Genomic DNA, 21,750 nt, shown 5'->3' on the forward strand with positions numbered 1-21,750 from the left:
AGCTTTCGGCAAATCGGCCGCACGCTCTCCCAAGGCATAATCGACGCTGTTTCCATTCGACAGCCGACGATGCCTGCTTCTTCCGCTTCCTTCCAGTGGCCGCTTTCCCCCGATCCTTTCCTGTCGCTCGAAGCGCTCGACGACCCTGATGCGCTCGGGTGGGTCGAAGCGCAGAATGCGCGTACGCGCGCCGCGTGGTGCAGCGGCAAGCCGTTCGACACGCTGCGGCAGCGCCTTGCCGACGCGTATCTGCCGCGCGAGCGCCCGGTGATTCCCGATCGCTGGCGGGAGTGGGCCTACGATCTGTGGCAGGACGAGCGCAATCCGCGCGGCATCTGGCGACGCACCGCGTGGTCGGCGTGGCGCAGCGGCGCGCCCGTGTGGCAGAACCTGCTCGACTTCGACGCGCTCGGCACCGCCGAAAAAACGCCGTGGGTCTGCGTCGACCTCGACATCCTTTATCCCGACGGCGACCGTGCGCTGATCACGATGTCGCCGGGCGGCTCGGATGCGCTCGTCGTGCGCGAGTTCGACATTGAGGCGCGATGCTTTGTCGACGCGGGCTTCGCGATTGCGAAGGCGGGCAAGCACACGGCGTCGTGGATCGATCGCGATACGCTCTACGTCGGCTGGGACAACGGCCGCAAGACGCTGACGCGCTCGGGTTATCCGCGCGAGGTGCGGCGCTGGACGCGCGGCACCGCGCTGGCCGATGCGCCCGTGGTGTTTCGCGGCGAGTTCGGCGATATCGGCGTGGAAGCGCATTACGATCCGCTCGAAGGTCGCCACACGGTGACGAGCAGCGTCGATTTCTTCGATTCGCACACCTACTACCTCGACGGCGCAACCGATGCATGGCATCGCTATGACGTGCCCGCGCACGTTGCGGTGGGCGCGTGGCAAGGCTGGCTGCTGCTCGAACCGCGGCTCGACTGGGCGTGTGGCGGCGCGTGTGGTGGGGCAGGCAAGGGTGCGCACTATCCGGGCGGTGCGCTGCTCGCGATTCGCGAGGATGCGTTTTTGCGCGGCGAGCGCGAGGTGACGCCGCTGTTCGTGCCGACGCCGTTGACCTCGGCCTGCGAGTGGTCGCATACGCGCCATCATCTGATCGTCTCGTATCTCGACGACGTGCGCGGCAAGACGCTGATCTGGACGCCAACGCCAACGCCGACCTCAGGCAACGACCGGACATGGCATTGGCGCGAGCGCGTATTCGAGTCGCACGGCGATGCGCAGGTCGACGTGTCGCCGGTCGAAGCGACGCTCAACGACGAAGTATTCGTCGATGCCGACGACTATCTGCAACCGCCGGCCTATTGGCTCACCGACCTCGCGCGCGACGAGCCTGGCGATCCTGGCGAATGGGAATTGCTCGACCGCTGGCCGACGCAGTTCGACGCAACGCATTGCACGGTGACGCGCGGGCATGCGGTGTCGGCCGACGGCACGCGTGTGCCCTACACGGTGATCGCGCCGAAGCAGGACGAAGCACGCCCGCTTGCCCGTCCTTGTCTGCTGAGCGGTTATGGCGGCTTCGCGATTCCGCTGCTGCCGAGCTATCTGACCGGGCAGGGTATCGGTTGGCTCGAACGCGGCGGCGTGTACGTGGTCGCGCATATTCGCGGCGGCGGCGAGTTCGGCACGCGCTGGCATATGGCGGCGCAGGGCGAGCATCGGCAGCGCGCGTTCGACGATTTCATCGCGGTCGCGAAGGCGCTGATCGACACCGGCGTAACGAGCGCCGCGCAACTCGGCATTCAGGGCGGCAGCAACGGCGGCCTGCTGGTGGCCGCCTGCATGGTGCAGCGGCCCGAGCTGTTCGGCGCCGTCGTGTGCGAGGTGCCGTTGCTCGATATGAGCCGCTATCACCTGCTGCATGCGGGCGCGTCATGGATCGACGAATACGGCGACCCGGACGAACCCGGCGAAGCGCGCGTACTGGCCGCGTACTCGCCATATCACAACGTCGCGGCGGGCGTTGCCTATCCGCCCGTGCTGTTCACGACCTCGACCGCCGACGATCGCGTGCATCCCGGCCACGCGCGCAAGATGGCCGCGCGCATGCAGGCGCTCGGCGTGGACAACGTGTGGTATCGCGAGAATACGGAGGGCGGCCACGGCGGCTCCGATGAACTGGAGCAGGCCGGGCACGATGCGATGGTGTTCGGGTTTTTGTGGGGCGTGTTGGGTGGCGAGGCAGTCGCTGATGCGGATATCGAGGGCAGGTAGTGCTGGGGTCGCGGCCGAGGTGAGTGGGGTAGGGGTAAAGCAGGAAGCGTAAGGCAGTGAGGCATGATCCGGCGCTGCCTCGCTGCGTTCAATGCTTGTCGCTCACCCTCAACCCAGCTGCGCGAAAACCGGCGCGTGATCCGAAGGCTGCTCCCATTTGCGCGGCACCTTGTCGACGTCGCAGGCGGTGCAGGTATCGGCGAGCGCTTTCGACAGCAGGATGTGGTCGATGCGCAGTCCCGCATTGCGGCGGAACGCCATCATCCGGTAGTCCCACCACGAATAGATTTTTTCCGGCTGCTCGAACTGACGGAATGCATCGAACAGACCGAGGCCGATCAACTGCACGAACGCCGCGCGTTCTTCGGGCGACACGAGATTCTGGCCTTCCCATGCCTTCGGATCGTGCACGTCGCGATCGTCGGGCGCGATGTTGTAGTCGCCCAGCAGAGCGAGCTTCGGATGCGTGCTCATCTCGGTCGCGAGCCACGCGTGCAGTGCGTCGAGCCAGCGCAGTTTGTAGGCGAATTTTTCGGTGCCCGGCGCCTGGCCGTTCGGGAAGTATGCGGAGATGATGCGTACGCCTTCGATGGTCGCTGCAATCACGCGTTGCTGCGGGTCCTCGAAACCGGGGATATTGCGCACGATGCTGCTTTCGTCGACGTGCAAGCCTTCGCGCACCAGAATGCCGACACCGTTATAGGTTTTCTGCCCCGCGTACCAGCTGCGGTAGCCGACTGCCTCGAGTTCGGCGCGCGGGAATTTGTCGTCGGTGAGTTTCAGTTCCTGCAGGCACAGCACGTCGACGCCGCTGCTCGCGAGCCAGTCGATCACGTGTTGCTGGCGGACTTTGAGGGAATTGACGTTCCAGGTGGCGATTTTCATGACGGCCTCGTATTCCAGTAGTCCCGCATCTTATCGTGCGCGGGCGGGCGCTGTGGAGAGGGCCGCCGGTGTGTCCGCCGATGTCGCTCGCGGGTGTAGTCGCCGGCGTCTTGCCGCGCGTGCGGGGTGTCGGGCGATTCGGGAGAGCGCCGCGCGCGGACCAAGGCGCGTCGATGCTAAATATCCTTTGTGAACATTTGACGTTTTGTGAATGCCCCGATATAATCTTTTTTCTCTGACGCGGGGTGGAGCAGTCTGGCAGCTCGTCGGGCTCATAACCCGAAGGTCGTAGGTTCAAATCCTACCCCCGCAACCAAAGCTCAGTAAGGCTTTCCTCGATTTAGCCCATTTTCGGAAACAGGTTTTTTATTCGATTTTGGGCGCTATGTGGGCGCTGGCCGCGAAAAACCGGCAAAAAGCAGCGCCCAAGCAAGCCCGCCCAAAGCGGGCTTTTTGCTTTCCGGGCCTGTCGCGGCCCCACGCGCCCCGGCCTTTCCTGCTACCTGAAATTCGCGCCATCGGCACCACGGGGCGGATTCTTGCCTTGGCGCGCCTTTTCCCCGGCTACGCTTCCCCCGCTTCTGACGCATGACCTTCTCGACCCACGCCGCCCTATGATGGAAGCATGGGTGGTGCATGTTTGCGCGCTGGCGAATTGACTCAGAAGGGAAAGCCGCCACAAGGGCGGCCTCTTGGTTTTTACTGGCAAAGGCGTCATTAATATTCGTCAATCTCGACCGTTCCACCCATTGCTTCCATCATCGCCCGAATGTCGTCAGGCACATCGGGTACGCGGTCGCCACTTTCGTTGTACCAGTAGCAGAAGAAACGCATATGCGCGCCAGTGCGCTTAAGTAATTCGGGCAAGTCTGGTCGCGGTAGCGCCAAGTGTTCTACAAGATAGCGAAGGTGAGGGGCGAGAAGATTGCTCTGAACGTGCTCTTTGCTACGCACACCCCATAGGCCATTTCGCGCCGGGAATTTACTCTTCTGGCCCGATGATGTAAGCCAGAACTGGTCCTTTATGCGCTGTGTATCAGGCGCAACTCCAAAGTAGTTTGTCCAGAATTCAGGCGGCTCAACGTCCTGATAGATCGTAAACGACGCATGTGCAAGTTGATGTATGGATGTCATTTTGCGCTCAGAAGGCGTAGTCGTGCATGTTGCCGATGATGTTTTTCCTGAATTCAATGTCTCCTGTGTCATGCCAGATAACATTGTCATCGCCTCGTAAATCAAGATCGTCCTTCATGACGTGGACCATATCGCCAAACGTCTTGCGCTCATACCCGTTCGGTTAATTTTCAGCGGTACTCGTAAGGAAAGACCCGATAGCGGGCCTGTTAGTTACTCCTTGGTGTACTCGTCTCTCCGTTCCTTCAAACGCTCGCTGTCCCATACGCCAAGCGCAATTGCTTGTTGAAGCATTGCCACAGTTAGCGGCTCCGTTTGATCGTACTTCTTGATCCCCCAGCGCCGATGCAACCAGTTGGTAAAGATGGAAAACGGCCATACGCTAAATCCCTCCATTTCGAAGTAGCGAAGGAATTCAAAATCGCCCGGCTTGACGTTGAAGTGTTTCGAAAAAGCGTCCATGAAGTCATCGGCATCATCCCCTGTGACTCCAAGATCGTGTTCCAAAGTATCAGAAGGGTTCAACTGTTTCTTCGGAGATAAACCAATCTCCTTCCGTATAAACGCCTCCAGTTCAGCCGAAACTTCCTGCGGTCGCATCGTTGATTTGATCCTCTGGCTTGACAAGCTGGTTATAGTGAAGAAGCGTCAATACGGAGATTTTTATCACATCGGCGGCGGTAATAGCCCAACCGACCATCGGTGTCCACCGTCCGATGAATACCCCTAGATTGTTCACCATCCGAAAACGAAACGTGAGTATGGACTTGTTCGTAAGGGTCGGCAGAATATTCCGCTCAAAATCGTAGTCGAATAGCGCGCGACTAACTTTCGATGCAATAGATGTTCCCTTTGTTGCACCACCGAATTTGCCGCGCGTGGGAAGTATTGGCTGGCCCGCAAGAATCGCAATTACTGCACCGATATCTTCCACCCCCAAAGTCTTGACGGTCTGTTCAACCATTACGCAGAAGAAAAGACCTTGCGGCGTTAGGCTATCGTGCTCTCCATACACATAAGTATTCGGCTTTTGGCTCGGAGCATCGCTGATGAGGTGTTCATATTCATTCATTGTCAGTTTCAGCGATCACGTGGTGCTATTCTGCTTAACGTCAATAAGCGCGGTCACGGTTCCCTGACTGCCTCCTATTACGCTCTGAACCACATATTCCTTTTTCATTCGTGCAAAAGACAAAGCAACGTGCTCTAGCGCAAATCCGGCTCCAGCCGCCGGTTCTACGTGCGTAATGACCACATCGGACATCGTGATTTTCAGATATTCGAGCGGCAAGCCACCCGCTTTGCGCATGGTCAGCAAGACCTTTGGAATATGCTTGCCCTGAAAGCAATAGCTCGCGAGATTTGGGCTTGCACGGTCGATCGTGTGTGTAAAATTCAAATCCGAAACTGAAGCCTTCGCCGCGCCGCCACCCGATCCGGAATGCATGCTGGATTTCTGCGTAACATTCCAGTTCCAGCTAAGAACCTCAATTTCGTCGAAGTGCGTCGCGTCTTGCGACTCGCCAGCAATACCATCAATCTTGATAAAAATATCAGCCATTAGGATTCCAGACGTGTTTATGGAGTTTCGAGCATATCGCCAACCCGGAGAGAAATTTGCAAAATAGTGTCAGGAAAGCCGAGGCAAATCGCGGCGGGACGCAGAGCCTGTAGGGCGCACCGACGAAAAGCCCCGCCGAAGCGGGGCCGTGATAGACCTGCGCGATTACTTCGACTTTGCCGACGCCGTTGCGGGCGCGACGAACGAACCATGCAGCACCAGTTCCGGGTTCGCGATCACGAGTGCCATGCGACATTCCGTGAGCAGCGTGACCATGTTGCGGCGGAAATTGTCGGCGTCCTCGCGCGAGACCTCCAGCGTAACGTCTTGCCGCAAAGCGGTGTATGCGCCCTGCGGCGTCGCTGCGGCGACATACGAGCCGCGCGGGATCGACGAGGCTGCGGTGAAGGACGCGCCGAGCACCCCCGACAGCGGCACTAGCGGGTTCATCAGGTACGCGCCGCTCGCATCCTTCATGGTCGCCATTGCGATGATGTCCATCGGATTCAGACCAACGACCACGCGCTGCGCACCCTGCGCCTGAAGCGTTGCCACCGCGATCAGCACGGTGTCGAGCCTGTTGTCGCCCACTACGCCATCGAGCGCGGTGCCCGCCGTGAGCAGCCCGGTCAGGTTGCCGGGTTGACCGTCGCCGGTCAGCACTTCACGGTCGATCTTCTCCTGTAAACCCTCACGCATCTGCAAGTCGACAAAGCCCTGCAATGCCGGTTCGTCATCGAGCACCTGTCGACTCGCGAGAATCCAGTGCGCAATCGTCGCCACCGGAAACAGCGTATCGGCAAAGCTCAGCGTGCTCTGCTTCTTCAGTGAGCCCTCGGGATACTGCGGCGCGGCGTTGTTGGTGAGGTCGCCCGTAACTGGTAAAGACCGAAAAGCCTCACGATATGACATCAAGTCGAAGCGAGAGGCATTGAATAAGATGTTTCCCTTTTCTCATTCTTTTGAAGTGATGAAATCCGTTTTTCAGCAGCCGATGGAGTCGGCAGAAATTTCGGGGCTTCCTGAATTTCCACCGGTTTCCAATGTCGCGGACCTGGGCTTGCAGGCTGTGCTGGTAATACGCCACATGGAAATCGAATCATTTCCTCGTTATCTTGGCAGTGTGCGTAAGGGTTATGAAGAAGTCGGGCTTTTTCATTATCAAAAAGACAATTTTCACATCTTCGTTTCTTTCAGCGATGAATTAGGTGGACGGAATGCTTACGTCCTCACTAATTCTATTGATCTGGTCGTAGAGCTGGCTAAAGAGGAGTTCAGCCCGCCGCCGCCCTGGATCGCATGGTGTCACTACGGTCCGTTTGTACGCTACAACGAAGGAGCAGAACAGTATTGGGATGTAAATATTTGGACTCCGTTTTGGCGGCACCTAATGCCGGAAGCGCGCGACGCATACATAGATCGGCGCAGCGTCGCCGCACTTGCGTATATGTCTGACGAAGAATGGGGCGATTGGGTGTATTCCACGCGCAAGAACGACCCTGAATATAGGAAACGTCACGGCTTTTAATTGACGGAACCCGCAATCTGCAAATGCTCAGGCGAAAGCGCTCACTCACTCGGCCCCAATCGCCCACTCCACCGCCGCCTGCGCATGCAGCGCCGTCGTATCGAACACCGGCAGTGCCGAATCTTCCGGCTTGATCAATAGCGTGATTTCCGTGCAGCCGAGTATCACCGCCTGCGCGCCGCGCGCGGCGAGGTTGTCGATCACGCGCCGATAGACCTTGCGCGATACGTCGTCCACGTGGCCGTGACACAGCTCGTCGTAGATGATGCGATGCACGTCCGCGCGCTCCGCTTCATCGGGAATCAGCGTGTCGAGACCGTAGCGCTCGCGCAGGCGGCCCGTGTAGAACATCTGCTCCATCGTATAACGCGTGCCGAGCAGGCCGACGCGCTCGACACCCGCCGCGCGCAGCGCCGCGCCGGTCGGATCGGCGATATGCAGGAACGGCACCGTGATCGCCTGCTCGATCGAGTCGCACACGCGATGCATCGTGTTCGTCGCGAGTATCACGAGATCGGCGCCGCCGCGTTCGAGCTGGCGCGCGGCCTCGGCCATCTGCGCGCCGAGCGCGGACCAGTCGCCGGCGCGCTGGTGGGCCTCGACCGATGCGAAATCGACGGTCAGCAGCAGGCTGCGCGCGTTGTGATGGCCGCCGAGGCGTGCCTTCGCGTGACGGTTCAGCAGCCTGTAGTACTCGGTGGACGATTCCCAGCTCATTCCGCCGATCACGCCGATCGTTTTCATTCGTACGCTCCGTGAATGCATGCCTGAAACGGCGAGTATAGGCGCGCCGCGTCGTACGCCGCCGGTACGGATTGCTCCTTGCGCGCCGGTACGCATCGGGGATTGCATCGGATCGCATCGGCGAGAAGCCCGCCCGCATTTTTCTGGCGCCGATAGAATCGGTAGCGAATCCGAACGCGATCAACCGATCAACGGAAGCGATCAACGGGAGCGAGACATGGACCTGATCATCCGCCGCGCGATGCTGCCGCGCAGTGCGTGCCAACCGCAATTGCAATTGCAACGGCAACAGCAATCGCAACTCCAGCCAGTCGATATCGGCATCGACGCGGGCCGCATCGTCGCGGTCGAACCGAATCTCGCCGCAGCCGCGCGCGAGGAAATCGACGCGGCCGGTTCGCTCGTCACGCCGCCGTTCGTCGATCCGCATTTCCACATGGACGCGACGCTGTCGTACGGTCTACCGCGCGTGAATGCGTCGGGCACGCTGCTCGAAGGCATCGCGCTATGGGGCGAGCTGAAGCCTCAGCTCACGCAGGACGCGCTGATCGAGCGCGCGATGCAGTATTGCGACTGGGCCGTCGCGCGCGGCCTGCTCGCGATTCGCAGCCACGTCGACGTGTGCGATCCGCGTCTGCTCGCGGTCGAGGCGTTGCTCGAAGTGAAGCGCCGCGTCGCGCCGTATCTCGATCTGCAACTGGTGGCGTTTCCGCAGGACGGCGTCCTGCGCGGCGCCGGCGCGTTCGACAACCTCAAGCGCGCGATCGGCATGGGTGTCGACGTGGTCGGCGGCATTCCGCATTTCGAGCGCACGATGGCCGACGGCGCACAGTCCGTGCGCATGCTGTGCGAGTACGCGGCCGAGCAGGGCTTGCGCGTCGACATGCATTGCGACGAATCGGACGATCCGCTCTCGCGCCACATCGAAACGCTCGCGGCCGAAACGCACCGGCTCGGCTTGCACGGACGGGTGGCCGGTTCGCATCTGACCTCGATGCATTCGATGGACAACTACTACGTGAGCAAGCTGTTGCCGCTGATACGCGAGGCCGGTGTTGCGGCGATCGCGAATCCGCTCATCAACATCACGCTGCAAGGCCGCAGCGACACCTACCCGAAACGGCGCGGCATGACGCGTGTGCCCGAGCTGATGGCGGCCGGCATCGACGTCGCGTTCGGCCACGACTGCGCGATGGACCCGTGGTACAGCCTCGGCTCGGGCGACATGCTCGAAGTCGCGCACATGGGCTTGCACGTCGCGCAGATGACGGGCGTCGACGCGATGCATGCGTGTTTCGACGCGGTCACGGTAAACGCGGCGCGCATTCTCGGTCTGGAAGGCTATGGTCTCGCACCCGGTTGCGCGGCCAATCTCGTCGTGCTCGATGCACGCGATGCGGTTGAGGCGATCCGCTTGCGCGCCGCGCGGCTCGCAGTGGTCAGCCGGGGCAGGGTGGTGAGCCGCGCGCCGGCGGCGCGAGCTTCGCTATCGATCGAGGGGCGTCCCGGGCAGGTGGATTTCAAACTGCATCGCGCCTAGCGGCTGCGGTGCATTTCGCTCGTTGCTCATCGGGACGGCGAGGAGCGGCGAGGAGCGGCGAGGAGCGGCAAGGAGCGGTGAGGAGCCGTGGAGCACGGCGGTGCACGGCGGGGCACAACGAAAAACGGCGGCCTGCCTGCGCAGACCGCCGTTCCTGATCGCATCGTTCGGCGCCGTCTCAGCCGCGCCGCACGATGAGGCGACGACGCGTCAACCCCTCAATGCGCGGCATCCGGCGCCATGCCGTTATGCCGCAGCAGCGCGTCGATATTCGGCTCGCGGCCGCGGAACGCCTTGAACGATTCCATCGCCGGACGGCTGCCGCCCACTTCGAGAATCTCACGGCGATAACGCATGCCGGTCGTCTGATCGAGCACGCTGCCCGCCGCTCGCGCCGCCTCCTCGAACGCCGCATAGGCGTCGGCGGACAACACCTCGGCCCACTTGTAGCTGTAGTAACCCGCCGCGTAGCCGCCCGCGAAAATATGGCTGAACGTATTCGGCCAGCGCGAGAACGGTGCTTGCGGCACGACGTGGAAGCGCTCGTTGATTTCGCGTGCGAGGTCGTTCGCGCTCTTCGTGCCGTTCGCGTCGAAGCCCGTGTGCAACTGCATGTCGAACATCGAGAACACGATCTGCCGCAGCGTGCCGAGACCGCTTTGGAAGTTCTTCGCAGCGAGCATCTTGTCGAACAGATCGCGCGGCAAGGGCTTGGCCGTTTCGACGTGCGAGGTCATGTCGGAGAGCACGTCCCATTCCCAGCAGAAGTTCTCCATGAACTGCGAGGGCAGTTCGACCGCATCCCACTCGACGCCGTTGATGCCCGATACGCCAAGCTCGTCGACGCGCGTGAGCATGTGATGCAGGCCGTGGCCGAACTCATGGAACAGCGTGATGACTTCGTCGTGCGTGAAGCACGCGGGCTTGCCGCCGACCGGTGCCGAGAAGTTGCAGGTCAGATACGCAACCGGCGTTTGCACCGCGCCGTGCGCGAGCTTGTGACGGCCGCGCGCGTCGTCCATCCAGGCACCGCCGCGCTTGCCTTCGCGCGCATAGAGATCGAGATAGAACTGCGCGACGAGGCCGCCATCCTGATTCTCGACGCGGAAAAAGCGCACGTCCGGATGCCACACGGCTGCTTCGTCGCGGCGGATGCGCACGCCGAACAATGTCTCCGTGACCTTGAACAGGCCCTTGAACACCGCGTCTTCCGGGAAGTACTGCTTCACTTCGTTTTCCGAGAACGAATAGCGCTTCTGACGCAGACGCTCGGCTGCGAACGTCATGTCCCACGGCTGCAGATCGCTCATGCCGAGTTCGCTCGCAGCGAATTCGCGCAGTTCCTTCCAGTCCTGTTCTGCATGCGGACGCGCGCGCGTCGCGAGGTCTTCGAGAAAGGCCATGACTTGCGCCGGCGATTCGGCCATCTTCGGCGCGAGCGACACTTCGGCGAAATTGCCGTAGCCGAGCATGCCGGCTTCTTCGGCGCGCAGCTTCAGTTCGTCGGCGAGCACCGCGGTGTTGTCCCACTCGGGTTTGCCGTTGCCGTATTGCGCACCGAGTTCGGACGCGCGCGTCACGTAGGCACGGTACATCGCTTCGCGCATCGGACGGTTTTCCGCGTACTGCATCACCGGGAAATACGACGGGAAGTGCAGCGTGAACTTGTAGCCGGTCTTGCCTTCGCGTTCGGCGGCTTCCTGCGCGGCTTCGATCACGTCTTCGGGCAGGCCGGCCAGTTGCGCTTCGTTGCCTGCCTCGACGACGTACGCGTAGGCGTTGGTCGCATCGAGCACGTGATCCGAAAACGCCTTCGACAGCGCCGCCTGACGCTCCTGCAATTCGGCGAAACGCGGCTTCTGGTCTTCGGGCAATTCCGCGCCCGACAGACGGAAGTCGCGCAGCGCGTTGCCGAGAATTTTCTTGCGCTCGCCGGTCAGCGAAGCGAAATCGCTACTCGCGTTGAGTGCCTTGTACTTCTCGTAGAGTGCGAGATTCTGGCCGACGCTCGACCAGAATTCCGTCACGCGCGGCAGGTTTTCGCCGTACACGGCGCGCAGTTCGGGCGTATCGGCGACCGCGTTCAGATGGCCGATCACGCTCCACGCGCGCGACAGCGGTTCGGTGGCGCGCTCGACCGGCTCGACCACGTCGGCCCACGAGGCGGGCGTGACCGGCAGCGCGGCGCGCTCGACCGCGGCGGCCGCGTTGGCGAGCAGCACGTTGAGCGCGGGCGTGACGTGTTCGGGGCGAATGTCGCCAAAGCGCGGCAGGTCGGAGAAATCGAGGAGCGGATTGTCTTGAGGCGTGGCGGTAGTGGACATAGGGCTTCCTGTCTGACGCGGGTGAATGGGGCGGTGCGGCGGCGCGCGCGTTCGCGAAGCGGTGTTGCGTCGAACGCGCGGCGCATGGCGTGGCCGGCACCGGATACGAACATTATTGGGGCGGCGCGCGCGGATTCCAATCCGTTGGCGGACAAATTAACAGAGGGCGCGGCGGGCGGGGCCGTTTGGGGGAGCCTGGGCGGGCGCGTAGGGAGTACGCGTGGGGCGCGCATGGAGCGGGGATGGCGGCGGGCGATCGAGCAATCGGGCGATGCCGTCGATAAAGCGAAAAACGCTGGCGGGAAGCGAATCAACGCGGGGTCGACGCGCGACGAACGGCGCATCCGCAAGCGAGGCCCGAGCTTCGCACCCGCCGGGCCTCGCCGATACCGGCGTGATCGAGCCGCGCCTACGTTCCGATCACGCGAGGGTCACCTTGCAATCACGCCTTCGACGCCTGCGCGTTCGCCTCGCGCTCGGCTGCTTCGATCGTATTGACGAGCAGCATCGTGATCGTCATCGGGCCGACGCCGCCCGGCACCGGCGTGATATGGCCGGCCACTTCCTTGACGCCCGCGAAGTCGACGTCGCCGCACAGCTTGCCGGCGTCGTCGCGATTCATGCCGACGTCGATCACGGTGGCGCCCGGCTTCACCATCTCGGCGGTCAGAATGTTGCGCAGGCCCGTCGCGGCGACCACGACGTCGGCGTGGCGCGTATGCGCGGCGAGATCGCGCGTCTTGCTATGGCAGATCGTGACGGTCGCGCCCGCTTCGAGCAGCAGCAGCGCCATCGGCTTGCCGACGATGTTCGAGCGGCCGATCACCACGGCGTTCGCGCCCTTCAGGTCGATGCCGTAGGCCTCGAACATCTTCATCACGCCGTACGGCGTGCACGGACGGAACAGCGGCTGGCCGGTCATCAGCGCGCCGGCGTTGGCGACGTGAAAACCGTCGACGTCCTTTTCCGGCGCGATGGCCTCGATCACCTTGTGGCTGTCGATATGCTTCGGCAGCGGCAGTTGCACGAGGATGCCGTGGATGGCCGGATCGCGGTTCAGTTCGTCGATGCGCGCGAGCAGATCGGCTTCGGACAGCTCGGCCGGATAGCGGTCGAACGACGAACCGAGGCCGTTGTCGTGGCACGCCTTGATCTTGTTGCGCACGTAGACCTCGCTCGCCGGGTTGTCGCCGACCAGAATCACGGCGAGGCCCGGCTGATGGCCGCGGGCGGTGAGGGCGGCGGCGCGCGCGGCGACGTCGGCGCGCAGGGTCTTGGAGAGGGCGAGGCCGTCGATCAGTTTGGCAGTCATGGTCGGTCGAGGGTAGGGTCGAGAGTTGAGTCGGACAGGCGTGGCAAGCGGAGCGAAGCGGGGGCGCGGGCACGCAGGCAAGTTCGTGCGCGGGTGTTTTTCGACGGCAGCCGGCGGCGGTTCCGTGAAAACATGCGATGCCGCTTCGGGCAAGGCGCTGCTGCAAAGTCCGACATTATACCGGCGCGGGACCTGCGCCAGAGGTGCCGGCGACGCACCGATTGGCTTCGTCGCGGCAGCGAAGTGGGGGCCAAAGCGGGTGCAAAGCAGGCGCGTGCGGAGAGATAAAAAAGAAAGAGGAAGAAGAAAAGGCCGCCTGGGAGGCGGCCCTTCGATGGCCTGTCTATGGCGGGCCGCATCATCCGGTGGCCCTTCGCGCGAAGGGCCACACGCGCCGGCGCCGGTGCGCCGTGGTGTGTACCGCGACTATGACTGCGCGGCCTGCGGCTTGTTCGACAGCGCGAGGCGCAGCAGATCGGCGACCGTGTTGACGTTCAGCTTTTCCATGATGTTTGCGCGGTGCGCCTCGACCGTCTTGATGCTGATGCCGAGGTCATCGGCGATCTGCTTGTTCAGACGGCCGGCGATGATGCGTTCGAGCACCTGATGCTCGCGCGCGGTCAGCTTGCCGAGACGCTCGGCCGCGGCGCGCTGCTGCTGCACGCTGCTGCTTTCGCTGCGCGCCTTGTCGAGCATGCGCTCGACGAGCTTGCGCAACTCGGCTTCGTCGAACGGCTTTTCGATGAAGTCCATCGCGCCTTTTTTCATTGTCGAGACCGCCATCGGCACGTCGCCGTGGCCGGTCACGAAGATGATCGGCAGCGCCGCGTTGTCGGCGATCAGGCGCTCCTGCAATTCGAGCCCGCTCATGCCGGACATCCGCACGTCGAGGATCAGACACGCGATCTGGCCCGGATGCTGATGCGGTTGCCATGCGTCGAGGAACTGCTCGGCGCTGGAGAAGCATTGAACGCGGTAGCCGTTCGCTTCCAGCAGCCAGCGCAGCGAATCTCGCACGGCCTCGTCGTCGTCGACGACAAAGACGGTTTCCTGTGTGGTGACTGGGCTGTTCATAGCTCTCCCGTAACGGTTTGTGGTGTCGGCGCCTCGGACCCGCCGCTGCTCGGGCCGTCGGGGTCTCCAATAGGCAGACTGCAATGGAACGTGGCGCCCGTGATGTGGCCGTCGGATTCGACGTTGTTGACCACCCACAGACGCCCGCGATGCGATTCGATAATCGAACGGCAAATGTTCAGCCCCATGCCCATGCCATCGGACTTGGTGCTGTAAAACGGTTCGAACAGACGCTCGGCGGTCGCCTCGTCGACGCCGGGCCCCTGATCGACGACGCTGATGCAGACGAAGCCGCCCTCGAGCCGCACGACCACGCGGATCACCGGGTCGACCGCGTTCGGGCGTGCTTCGGCCATCGCCTCGGCACCGTTCTTCAGCAGGTTCACGAGCACCTGCTCGATCAGCACCGGATCGACGTAGATCACGGGCAGGCGCGCGCGCAGATCGGTGACGATGCGGATGCGGCGCTTGCGCGTTTCGATTTCGGCGAGACCGACCGCATCGGCGACGATATCGGCGACGCGCGTGGCCTGGCGTTTCGGCTCGCTGCGCTTCACGAACTCGCGGATGCGCTTGATGATCATGCCGGCGCGCACCGCCTGCTGGGCGGTCTTTTCGAGCACGGGCAGCAGGTTGTCGGGCGTCGTCCGGCCGGATTTAACCAGCGCGACGGTGCCGGAGCAATAGTTGTTGATCGCGGCGAGCGGCTGGTTCAGTTCGTGCGCGAGCGACGAGGCCATTTCGCCCATCGTCATCAGGCGGCTCGTGAACTGCAGCTTTTCGTCCTGCTGGCGCGACAGTTCCTGGGCCTGCTTGCGCGTCGTGATGTCGGTCGCGATCTGCATCTGCGCGAGATGGCCGTCGACCCACTGGATGTACTGGCGGCGCACCTCGAACCATTTCTGGATGCCCGGAATATAGATTTCCTGGGCGTCGGCCGTGCTTTCGGTCAGCGCGGCGGCGGGCAGGCCCGCGTAGGTGTCGACCATGTCGATCGAATCGGACGAGGCCTGCGCGCTGTCGAAGCCGCCGCCCGCGAGTTCGAGGTGGCCGTCCGGGCGGATGCCGAACAGGTGCCGGTAGTAGCGGTTCGCGAACAGCAGTTCGGCTTCGTCGGCGGCGAGCACGGAGACGGCCGCATCGAGGCTTTCGAGCACGGTCGTGAAGCGCTCGTGCGCGGCGGCGAGTTCCTCGCGTGCGCGCTTCGGCTCGGTGATGTCGGTCATCGACGACATCCAGCCGGTCTGCCGGCCCGAGCTGTCGATCAGCGGCGACACGTAGAGCCGCGCGTGAAAGGTCGAGCCATCCTTGCGGCGCACGCGCAGCTCGAAGCCCGAGGACGGCGCCTTGCCGCGCAGCGTCATGTCGAGCTGGCGCTGCATCTCGGGATACGAGTCGCGTGGCCAGTAGGCGAACGGCGCGCTCTTGCCGACGAGATCGCTTTCGTCCCAGCCGGTCATGCGGCAGAACGCCGGGTTCACGTGCGTGATGCGGCCGTGCATGTCGAGCACGCGCATGCCGATCAGCACCGAGTTTTCCATCGCGCGGCGAAAGAACGCTTCCGCATAGAGCGCCTGCTGCGCCTCGAAGCGCTGGCGCGTGTGCTTCCACAGGCTCCACAGGCTCCACAGCACGAAGCACGAGAGGCCGGCGACGAGCCACACGAGCGTGTTGTTGGTGAAGTTGGTGATCTGCGGGAACGCGTAGACGCGCACCGAGATGCCCTGGCCCGGCGGATCGAGCGGCAGGTCGTAGAACATGTCGCGCGGCAGGCGCGGGCGCGTCGACGTGGTGGTCAACTCGCGGTTGTTCACGTCGATGATCGAAATCTTGTACTTGGCCGACAGCTCGGGCGGGATGTCGCGCTTCAGGATGCCTTCCACCGAGAACACCGCGGCGATCGTGCCGAGGAAATCGCGGTCGCGGAAGATCGGCGTCTGCAGCGTGATGAAGCCGTTGCCGAGGTCGTCGTAGATGAGCGGCGAATAGACCTGGCGGCGCGTGTTGCGCGCCTCGGCGAAGCCGGCCTTGACCGCTTCGTCCATCTGCGCGTCGTTGGGGCGCGCGAGACGCTGGCCGAGCACGGGCGGCGCGGCATTGGGCCAGCGCGGCTGCTGCTGCCCCGTGTACCAGTTCAGGTAGAGGATTTCCGGGTGCCCCTGCATGATGTCGGTGGTGGTCACCTGGAACGAATGCTCGTCGGCATGGCCGGCGGCGAGATCGCGCGCGAGCGCCTGGATCTGTTCCTGCGCGCCTGTCATGGACAGGCGGATCTGCTGCTGCGCCCACGCGACGTTGCGGTAGAGCGTGTCTTCCTGCTGCTGCTGTTCGCGTCGGTTCAGACTCCATAGAATCAGGCTCATGACGACCAGAAACACGAGGATCGACAGGAGCGGCGTCAGCAAATAGGAATTGGACCACCATGGTCCATGGTGCCAGCGAGTGGACGGCGACGAATCCGCGGGCGTTCCGGCGGTGCGCGCCGAGCGAGCGAAAAGCCGTTCGGTCAACATGCGTGGCATTGTAGCGCAGCGCGTCCCGGACAAATGTCGCAAAAAAGCGCAGAAAGTCACGTTAATCGGCGCAAACTAGCCGGCGGTTCCGTCGATCGGCAGTCAAATCAGGTTGCGTTGCAACAATTTTCCGCATTATGAGAATTGATCTCGTAATTTGAAAATTTGGTTGCGCTGATGTCGGGACCCTTATTACAATCGGCCGGAGCTTCCGCGGCCTATCCTGCGTCCGCGTGGTCTGTTCAAAGTGCGTTCCCCATACCCAGGAGACGAGCATGTCCGCTGTACCCGACGAAGTCATGAAATATGTCGCCGCCGAAAAAGACGACGATCCCCAGGAAACCGGCGAATGGCTGGAAGCGCTGGATGGCGTGATTTCTGCTGTGGGCCCCGATCGCGCTCACTACCTGATCGAGAAGCAGATCGAATTCGCGCGCGTGCACGGCGAACATCTGCCGTTCTCGGCCAACACCCCGTACATCAACACGATTCCGGTCGCGGGCCAGGCGAAAAACCCCGGCGACCAGGACATCGAACACCGTATCCGCTCGTACACGCGCTGGAACGCCATGGCCATGGTGCTGCGCGCCGGCAAGGAAACCAACGTCGGCGGCCATATCGCGTCGTTCGCGTCGGCCGCCACGCTGTACGACGTCGGCTATAACCACTTCTGGCACGCGCCGTCCGCCGAGCATGGCGGCGACCTCGTGTTCGTGCAGGGCCACTCGTCGCCGGGCGTCTACTCGCGCGCGTTCCTGCTCGGCCGCCTGACCGAGAAGCAGCTCGACAACTTCCGCCAGGAAGTCGGCGGCGAGGGCATCTCGTCGTATCCGCACCCGTGGCTGATGCCGGACTTCTGGCAGTTCCCGACCGTCTCGATGGGCCTCGGCCCGATCATGGCGATCTACCAGGCGCGCTTCATGAAGTACCTGCAGGCGCGCGGCATTGCCAAGACCGACGGCCGCAAGGTCTGGGCCTTCCTCGGCGACGGCGAGACCGACGAGCCGGAGTCGCTCGGCGCGATCGGCATGGCCGGCCGCGAGCGTCTGGACAACCTCGTGTTCGTCATCAACTGCAACCTGCAGCGTCTCGACGGTCCGGTGCGCGGCAACGGCAAGATCATCCAGGAACTCGAAAGCGAGTTCCGCGGCGCGGGCTGGAACGTCATCAAGGTCATCTGGGGCAGCCGCTGGGATGCGCTCTTTGCGCGCGACAAGTCGGGCGCGCTGATGCGCCGCATGATGGAAGTGGTCGACGGCGAGTACCAGACGTACAAGTCGGAGTCGGGCGCGTTCGTGCGCGAGCACTTCTTCAACACGCCGGAACTGAAGGCGCTCGTCGCCGACTGGTCCGACGACGACATCTGGAATCTGAACCGCGGCGGCCATGATCCGCACAAGATCTACGCGGCGTTCGCGGCAGCGACGAATTCCAAGGGCCAGCCGACCGTCATCCTCGCGAAGACGATCAAGGGCTACGGCATGGGCGAAGCCGGCCAGGCGATGAACATCACCCACCAGCAGAAGAAGATGCAGGTGGAGCCGCTGAAGAAATTCCGCGACCAGTTCCGTTTGCCGATCACCGACGAGCAGATCGCCGACGTGCCGTACCTGACGTTCGAGGAAGGCTCGAAGGAGCTCGAATACATGCGCCAGCGGCGCATGGACCTCGGCGGCTATCTGCCGGCGCGCCGTCAGAAGGCCGAGTCGCTGCCGGTGCCGGAACTGTCGGTATTCGAGCCGCTCCTGAAGGGCACGGGCGAAGGCCGCGAGATTTCCACGACGATGGCGTTCGTGCGGATTCTGAACATCCTGCTGAAGGACAAGGCCCTCGGCAAGCGCGTCGTGCCGATCGTGCCGGACGAATCGCGTACCTTCGGCATGGAAGGCCTGTTCCGCCAGATCGGTATCTGGAATCAGGACGGCCAGAAGTACGTGCCGGAAGACTCCGACCAGCTGATGTTCTACCGCGAGTCGGAAACCGGCCAGATCCTGCAGGAAGGCATCAACGAAGCCGGCGGCATGGCCGACTGGATCGCAGCCGCGACGTCGTATTCGACGCACGGCGAGATCATGATCCCGTTCTACATCTTCTACTCGATGTTCGGCTTCCAGCGCATCGGCGACCTCGCATGGGCGGCGGGCGACATGCGCTCGCGCGGCTTCCTGCTGGGCGGCACCGCGGGCCGCACGACGCTGAACGGCGAAGGTCTGCAGCACGAAGACGGCCACTCGCTCCTGTGGGCCGCTTCGGTGCCGAACTGCATCAGCTATGACCCGACGTTCGGCTACGAACTCGCGGTCATCATGCAGGACGGTCTGCGCCGCATGGTCGCCGACCAGGAAGACGTGTACTACTACATCACGGTGATGAACGAGAACTACGAGCACCCGGCGATTCCGCAGGGCGAGACCGTAGCCGCGGACATCATCAAGGGCATGTACTCGTTCAGCAAGACCGCGGCCGAGGCGAAGACGCCGCACGTGCAGCTGATGGGCGCGGGCACGATCTTCAACGAAGTGATCGCCGCCGCCGACCTGCTGAAGAACGACTGGGGCGTCAACGCCGACCTCTGGAGCGTGCCGAGCTTCACCGAACTCGCGCGCGAAGGCCACGACGTGCAGCGCTGGAACCTGCTGCATCCGACCGAAGAGAAGAAGCTCTCGCACGTCGAGAAGCTGCTCAAGGACGCGCCGGGTCCGGTCATCGCATCGACCGACTACGTGCGGGCGCTGACCGAGCAGATTCGCGTGTTCGTGCCGCAGAAATTCGTCGTGCTGGGCACCGACGGCTATGGCCGCTCGGACACGCGCGAGAAGCTGCGTCACTTCTTCGAAGTCGATCGCTACTGGGTCACGGTCGCCGCGCTCAACGCGCTGGCCGACGAAGGCACGATCGAACGCAAGGTGGTCGCCGAGGCGCTCAAGAAGTACAACCTTGATCCCGCCAAACCCAACCCGATGACCGTCTAAGGCATCCTTCCCCGTGTGCCACGGCGCGCGCGCCTGCCCCTGACCAGAAGGGGCGGGCTGCGTGCGCGGCCCAGGAGACACTAACAATGAGTCAAGCGATCGAAGTCAAGGTGCCGGACATCGGCGATTACAAGGACATCCCTGTGATCGAGGTGCTGGTGAAGGCGGGCGATACCGTCGAGAAAGAGCAGTCGCTCGTTACGCTGGAATCCGACAAGGCGACGATGGACGTGCCGAGTTCGGCGGCCGGCGTCGTCAAGGAAGTGAAGGTCAAGGTCGGCGACAACGTGTCGGAAGGCTCGCTGATCGTGATTCTGGAAACGGAAGGCGGTGCGGCGGCTGCGGCCCCCGCGCCGGCGGCGAAGCCCGCGCCGGTCGAGAAGCCGTCCGACGCGCCGGTCGCGCCGACCCCGGCTCCGGTCGCGCCGTCCGCGCTCGCGCAGGCGCCGTCGATCCCGGCCGGCGAGGGCGGTTCGCGCCTGCCGAGCCACGCGTCGCCGTCGGTGCGCAAGTTCGCGCGCGAACTCGGCGTCGACGTCGGCCAGGTGAAGGGCTCGGGTCCGAAGGGCCGCATCACCCAGGCCGACGTGACCGCGTTCGTGAAGGGCGTGATGACGGGCCAGCGCGCGGCGCCGGCTGGCGCGGCCGCGCCGGCGAGCGGCGGCGAGCTGAACCTGCTGCCGTGGCCGAAGGTCGACTTCACGAAGTTCGGCCCGGTCGATCCGAAGCCGCTCTCGCGCATCAAGAAGATTTCGGGCGCGAACCTGCATCGCAACTGGGTCATGATTCCGCACGTCACGAATAACGACGAAGCGGACATCACCGAGCTCGAAGCGCTGCGCGTGAAGCTGAACAAGGAGAACGAAAAGGCGGGCGTCAAGTTCACGATGCTCGCGTTCGTGATCAAGGCCTGCGTGGCGGCCCTGAAGAAATTCCCGACGTTCAACGCGAGCCTTGACGGCGACAACCTGGTGTTCAAGCAGTACTACCACATCGGTTTCGCCGCGGACACGCCGAACGGCCTCGTCGTTCCGGTGATTCGCGACGCGGACAAGAAGGGTCTCGTCGACATCGCGAAGGAAATGGCCGATCTGTCGAAGGCCGCGCGCGAAGGCAAGCTGAAGCCGGACCAGATGCAGGGCGGCTGCTTCTCGATCTCGTCGCTGGGCGGCATTGGCGGCACGCATTTCACGCCGATCATCAATGCGCCCGAAGTCGCGATTCTCGGTCTGTCGCGCAGCGCGATGAAGCCGGTGTGGGACGGCAAGCAGTTCGTGCCGCGCCTGACCATGCCGCTGTCGCTGTCGTACGACCATCGCGTGATCGACGGAGCGGAAGCCGCGCGCTTCAACGCGTACTTGGGTTCGATTCTTGCCGATTTCCGGCGTGTGATTCTTTGATGTGGTGAGGTGCGCGGGGCGCGGGCGTGTTGTCTGTGATCCGCGTCTCTCGTTGAACTTGCTTTCATGACGGTCTATTGGCGTCGCCCCTGTGCGGGGCGGCACCTACTTTTCTTTGTCTTCCAAAGAAAAGTAGGCAAAAGAAAGGCGCGTCCTTGGGCGGACGGCAAAGGATGATTCTGTCCGTGCTTGTGGCGCCTGTCCGACCGAATGTTGCGAGTTCTCCGCTCATCACGATCAACAGGAGAAGGGGACACTATGAGTCTCGTCGAAGTAAAAGTGCCGGACATCGGTGACTTCAAGGACGTCGACGTCATCGAAGTCAATATCAAACCGGGCGACGTCATCGAGCAGGAGCAGTCGCTGCTGACGCTCGAATCCGACAAGGCGTCGATGGAAGTGCCGAGCGACACCGCCGGCACCGTCAAGGAAGTGCGCATCAAGCCGGGCGACAAGGTTTCGCAGGGCACGGTGATCGCGCTGGTCGAGGCGGCAGCAGGCGGCGCGACCGCCGCGGCTCCGGCGCCGGCTCCC

The 21,750-nt window shown here is 63.1% G+C and carries 16 protein-coding genes, 1 tRNA gene and 1 pseudogene; 7 read left to right on the top strand and 11 right to left on the bottom strand.

Annotated elements, in window-relative coordinates; genetic code table 11:
- The first annotated feature begins 69 nt into the window (after positions 1–69).
- The gene (locus GXB81_RS21580; RefSeq protein WP_205990275.1) at positions 70–2,229 is read left to right on the top strand and encodes a prolyl oligopeptidase family serine peptidase; all 2,160 of its coding nucleotides are present in this window, start codon (positions 70–72) and stop codon (positions 2,227–2,229) included.
- Between the two features lie 108 nt (positions 2,230–2,337).
- Here GXB81_RS21580 and xth read toward each other — a convergent pair whose 3' ends face one another.
- The gene (gene xth / locus GXB81_RS21585; protein WP_205990276.1) at positions 2,338–3,114 is read right to left on the bottom strand and encodes an exodeoxyribonuclease III; all 777 of its coding nucleotides are present in this window, start codon (positions 3,112–3,114) and stop codon (positions 2,338–2,340) included.
- 239 nt (positions 3,115–3,353) lie between these two features.
- Here xth and GXB81_RS21590 point away from each other — a divergent pair.
- Positions 3,354–3,430, top strand: a tRNA-Met gene (locus GXB81_RS21590).
- Between the two features lie 401 nt (positions 3,431–3,831).
- Here the strand turns inward: GXB81_RS21590 and GXB81_RS21595 are convergent.
- The 5 genes from GXB81_RS21595 to GXB81_RS21615 all read right to left on the bottom strand — a co-directional run bounded on the left by GXB81_RS21595 (position 3,832) and on the right by GXB81_RS21615 (position 6,721).
- Positions 3,832–4,353 (bottom strand): DUF4279 domain-containing protein, encoded by a 522-nt coding sequence (locus GXB81_RS21595; RefSeq protein ID WP_345891043.1) that lies wholly within the window; start codon positions 4,351–4,353, stop codon positions 3,832–3,834.
- Between the two features lie 108 nt (positions 4,354–4,461).
- Complete coding sequence (locus tag GXB81_RS21600) at positions 4,462–4,848, bottom strand: DUF1493 family protein (RefSeq protein ID WP_205990277.1); 387 nt, start codon at positions 4,846–4,848, stop codon at positions 4,462–4,464.
- On the bottom strand, positions 4,823–5,320 hold the full coding sequence (locus tag GXB81_RS21605; protein WP_167043272.1) for an STM2901 family protein: 498 nt from the start codon (positions 5,318–5,320) through the stop codon (positions 4,823–4,825). The genes GXB81_RS21600 and GXB81_RS21605 overlap by 26 nt, the downstream gene beginning before the upstream one ends.
- 15 nt (positions 5,321–5,335) lie before the next feature.
- Positions 5,336–5,809, bottom strand: coding sequence for a type VI secretion system tube protein Hcp (locus GXB81_RS21610; protein ID WP_167043270.1), 474 nt, complete (start codon positions 5,807–5,809; stop codon positions 5,336–5,338).
- Positions 5,810–5,974: 165 nt separating this feature from the next.
- Entirely contained in the window at positions 5,975–6,721 is a 747-nt protein-coding gene (locus GXB81_RS21615) for a phage major capsid protein (RefSeq protein WP_205990278.1), read from the bottom strand.
- A 19-nt stretch (positions 6,722–6,740) separates the two neighbouring features.
- Between GXB81_RS21615 and GXB81_RS21620 the strand changes: the two genes are divergently transcribed.
- Positions 6,741–7,337 carry a hypothetical protein gene (locus GXB81_RS21620; RefSeq protein ID WP_205990279.1) on the top strand — a complete coding sequence of 199 codons (597 nt, stop codon included), beginning with the start codon at positions 6,741–6,743 and terminating at the stop codon, positions 7,335–7,337.
- A 45-nt stretch (positions 7,338–7,382) separates the two neighbouring features.
- Here GXB81_RS21620 and GXB81_RS21625 read toward each other — a convergent pair whose 3' ends face one another.
- Positions 7,383–8,081, bottom strand: a complete 699-nt coding sequence (locus GXB81_RS21625) for an aspartate/glutamate racemase family protein (protein WP_205990280.1) — start codon at positions 8,079–8,081, stop codon at positions 7,383–7,385.
- A gap of 217 nt (positions 8,082–8,298) precedes the next feature.
- Here GXB81_RS21625 and GXB81_RS21630 point away from each other — a divergent pair, with 217 nt between their 5' ends.
- The gene (locus tag GXB81_RS21630; RefSeq protein ID WP_205990281.1) at positions 8,299–9,621 is read left to right on the top strand and encodes an amidohydrolase family protein; all 1,323 of its coding nucleotides are present in this window, start codon (positions 8,299–8,301) and stop codon (positions 9,619–9,621) included.
- A gap of 218 nt (positions 9,622–9,839) precedes the next feature.
- Here GXB81_RS21630 and GXB81_RS21635 read toward each other — a convergent pair whose 3' ends face one another.
- The 4 genes from GXB81_RS21635 to fixL all read right to left on the bottom strand — a co-directional run bounded on the left by GXB81_RS21635 (position 9,840) and on the right by fixL (position 16,844).
- Positions 9,840–11,945: a M3 family metallopeptidase gene (locus GXB81_RS21635; RefSeq protein ID WP_205990282.1), complete on the bottom strand. Its 2,106-nt coding sequence runs from the start codon at positions 11,943–11,945 to the stop codon at positions 9,840–9,842.
- Positions 11,946–12,387: 442 nt separating this feature from the next.
- Positions 12,388–13,257 carry a bifunctional methylenetetrahydrofolate dehydrogenase/methenyltetrahydrofolate cyclohydrolase FolD gene (gene folD, locus GXB81_RS21640; protein ID WP_167285763.1) on the bottom strand — a complete coding sequence of 290 codons (870 nt, stop codon included), beginning with the start codon at positions 13,255–13,257 and terminating at the stop codon, positions 12,388–12,390.
- Positions 13,258–13,683: 426 nt separating this feature from the next.
- Entirely contained in the window at positions 13,684–14,331 is a 648-nt protein-coding gene (gene fixJ / locus GXB81_RS21645) for an oxygen response regulator transcription factor FixJ (RefSeq protein WP_167043258.1), read from the bottom strand.
- Positions 14,328–16,844 (bottom strand): oxygen sensor histidine kinase FixL, encoded by a 2,517-nt coding sequence (fixL, locus tag GXB81_RS21650; protein ID WP_167043567.1) that lies wholly within the window; start codon positions 16,842–16,844, stop codon positions 14,328–14,330. The genes fixJ and fixL overlap by 4 nt, the downstream gene beginning before the upstream one ends.
- Positions 16,845–17,119: 275 nt before the next feature.
- Between fixL and aceE the strand changes: the two genes are divergently transcribed.
- The 3 genes and pseudogenes from aceE to GXB81_RS21665 all read left to right on the top strand — a co-directional run.
- Positions 17,120–19,816: a pyruvate dehydrogenase (acetyl-transferring), homodimeric type gene (gene aceE, locus GXB81_RS21655; protein WP_205990283.1), complete on the top strand. Its 2,697-nt coding sequence runs from the start codon at positions 17,120–17,122 to the stop codon at positions 19,814–19,816.
- A 26-nt stretch (positions 19,817–19,842) separates the two neighbouring features.
- A pseudogene (gene aceF, locus GXB81_RS21660) lies at positions 19,843–21,216 on the top strand (dihydrolipoyllysine-residue acetyltransferase); the annotation flags it as partial.
- Positions 21,217–21,474: 258 nt separating this feature from the next.
- Positions 21,475–21,750: biotin/lipoyl-containing protein (locus tag GXB81_RS21665; protein ID WP_346777810.1), on the top strand; the 276-nt coding region annotated here is incomplete at its 3' end.

The sequence above is a fragment of the Paraburkholderia sp. Ac-20336 genome (assembly GCF_017105025.1).
GTDB lineage: Bacteria > Pseudomonadota > Gammaproteobacteria > Burkholderiales > Burkholderiaceae > Paraburkholderia.

What these genes read in the sequence shown, in the direction of transcription:
- GXB81_RS21610 (WP_167043270.1), bottom strand. Translation starts at nt 5,809, where the DNA reads ATGGCTGATATTTTTATCAAGATTGATGGTATTGCTGGCGAGTCGCAA.
- GXB81_RS21580 (WP_205990275.1), top strand. Translation starts at nt 70, where the DNA reads ATGCCTGCTTCTTCCGCTTCCTTCCAGTGGCCGCTTTCCCCCGATCCT.
- GXB81_RS21615 (WP_205990278.1), bottom strand. Translation starts at nt 6,721, where the DNA reads ATGTCATATCGTGAGGCTTTTCGGTCTTTACCAGTTACGGGCGACCTC.
- GXB81_RS21630 (WP_205990281.1), top strand. Translation starts at nt 8,299, where the DNA reads ATGGACCTGATCATCCGCCGCGCGATGCTGCCGCGCAGTGCGTGCCAA.
- fixL (WP_167043567.1), bottom strand. Translation starts at nt 16,844, where the DNA reads ATGTTGACCGAACGGCTTTTCGCTCGCTCGGCGCGCACCGCCGGAACG.
- GXB81_RS21635 (WP_205990282.1), bottom strand. Translation starts at nt 11,945, where the DNA reads ATGTCCACTACCGCCACGCCTCAAGACAATCCGCTCCTCGATTTCTCC.
- folD (WP_167285763.1), bottom strand. Translation starts at nt 13,257, where the DNA reads ATGACTGCCAAACTGATCGACGGCCTCGCCCTCTCCAAGACCCTGCGC.
- GXB81_RS21600 (WP_205990277.1), bottom strand. Translation starts at nt 4,848, where the DNA reads ATGCGACCGCAGGAAGTTTCGGCTGAACTGGAGGCGTTTATACGGAAG.
- aceE (WP_205990283.1), top strand. Translation starts at nt 17,120, where the DNA reads ATGTCCGCTGTACCCGACGAAGTCATGAAATATGTCGCCGCCGAAAAA.
- fixJ (WP_167043258.1), bottom strand. Translation starts at nt 14,331, where the DNA reads ATGAACAGCCCAGTCACCACACAGGAAACCGTCTTTGTCGTCGACGAC.
- GXB81_RS21625 (WP_205990280.1), bottom strand. Translation starts at nt 8,081, where the DNA reads ATGAAAACGATCGGCGTGATCGGCGGAATGAGCTGGGAATCGTCCACC.
- xth (WP_205990276.1), bottom strand. Translation starts at nt 3,114, where the DNA reads ATGAAAATCGCCACCTGGAACGTCAATTCCCTCAAAGTCCGCCAGCAA.
- GXB81_RS21605 (WP_167043272.1), bottom strand. Translation starts at nt 5,320, where the DNA reads ATGAATGAATATGAACACCTCATCAGCGATGCTCCGAGCCAAAAGCCG.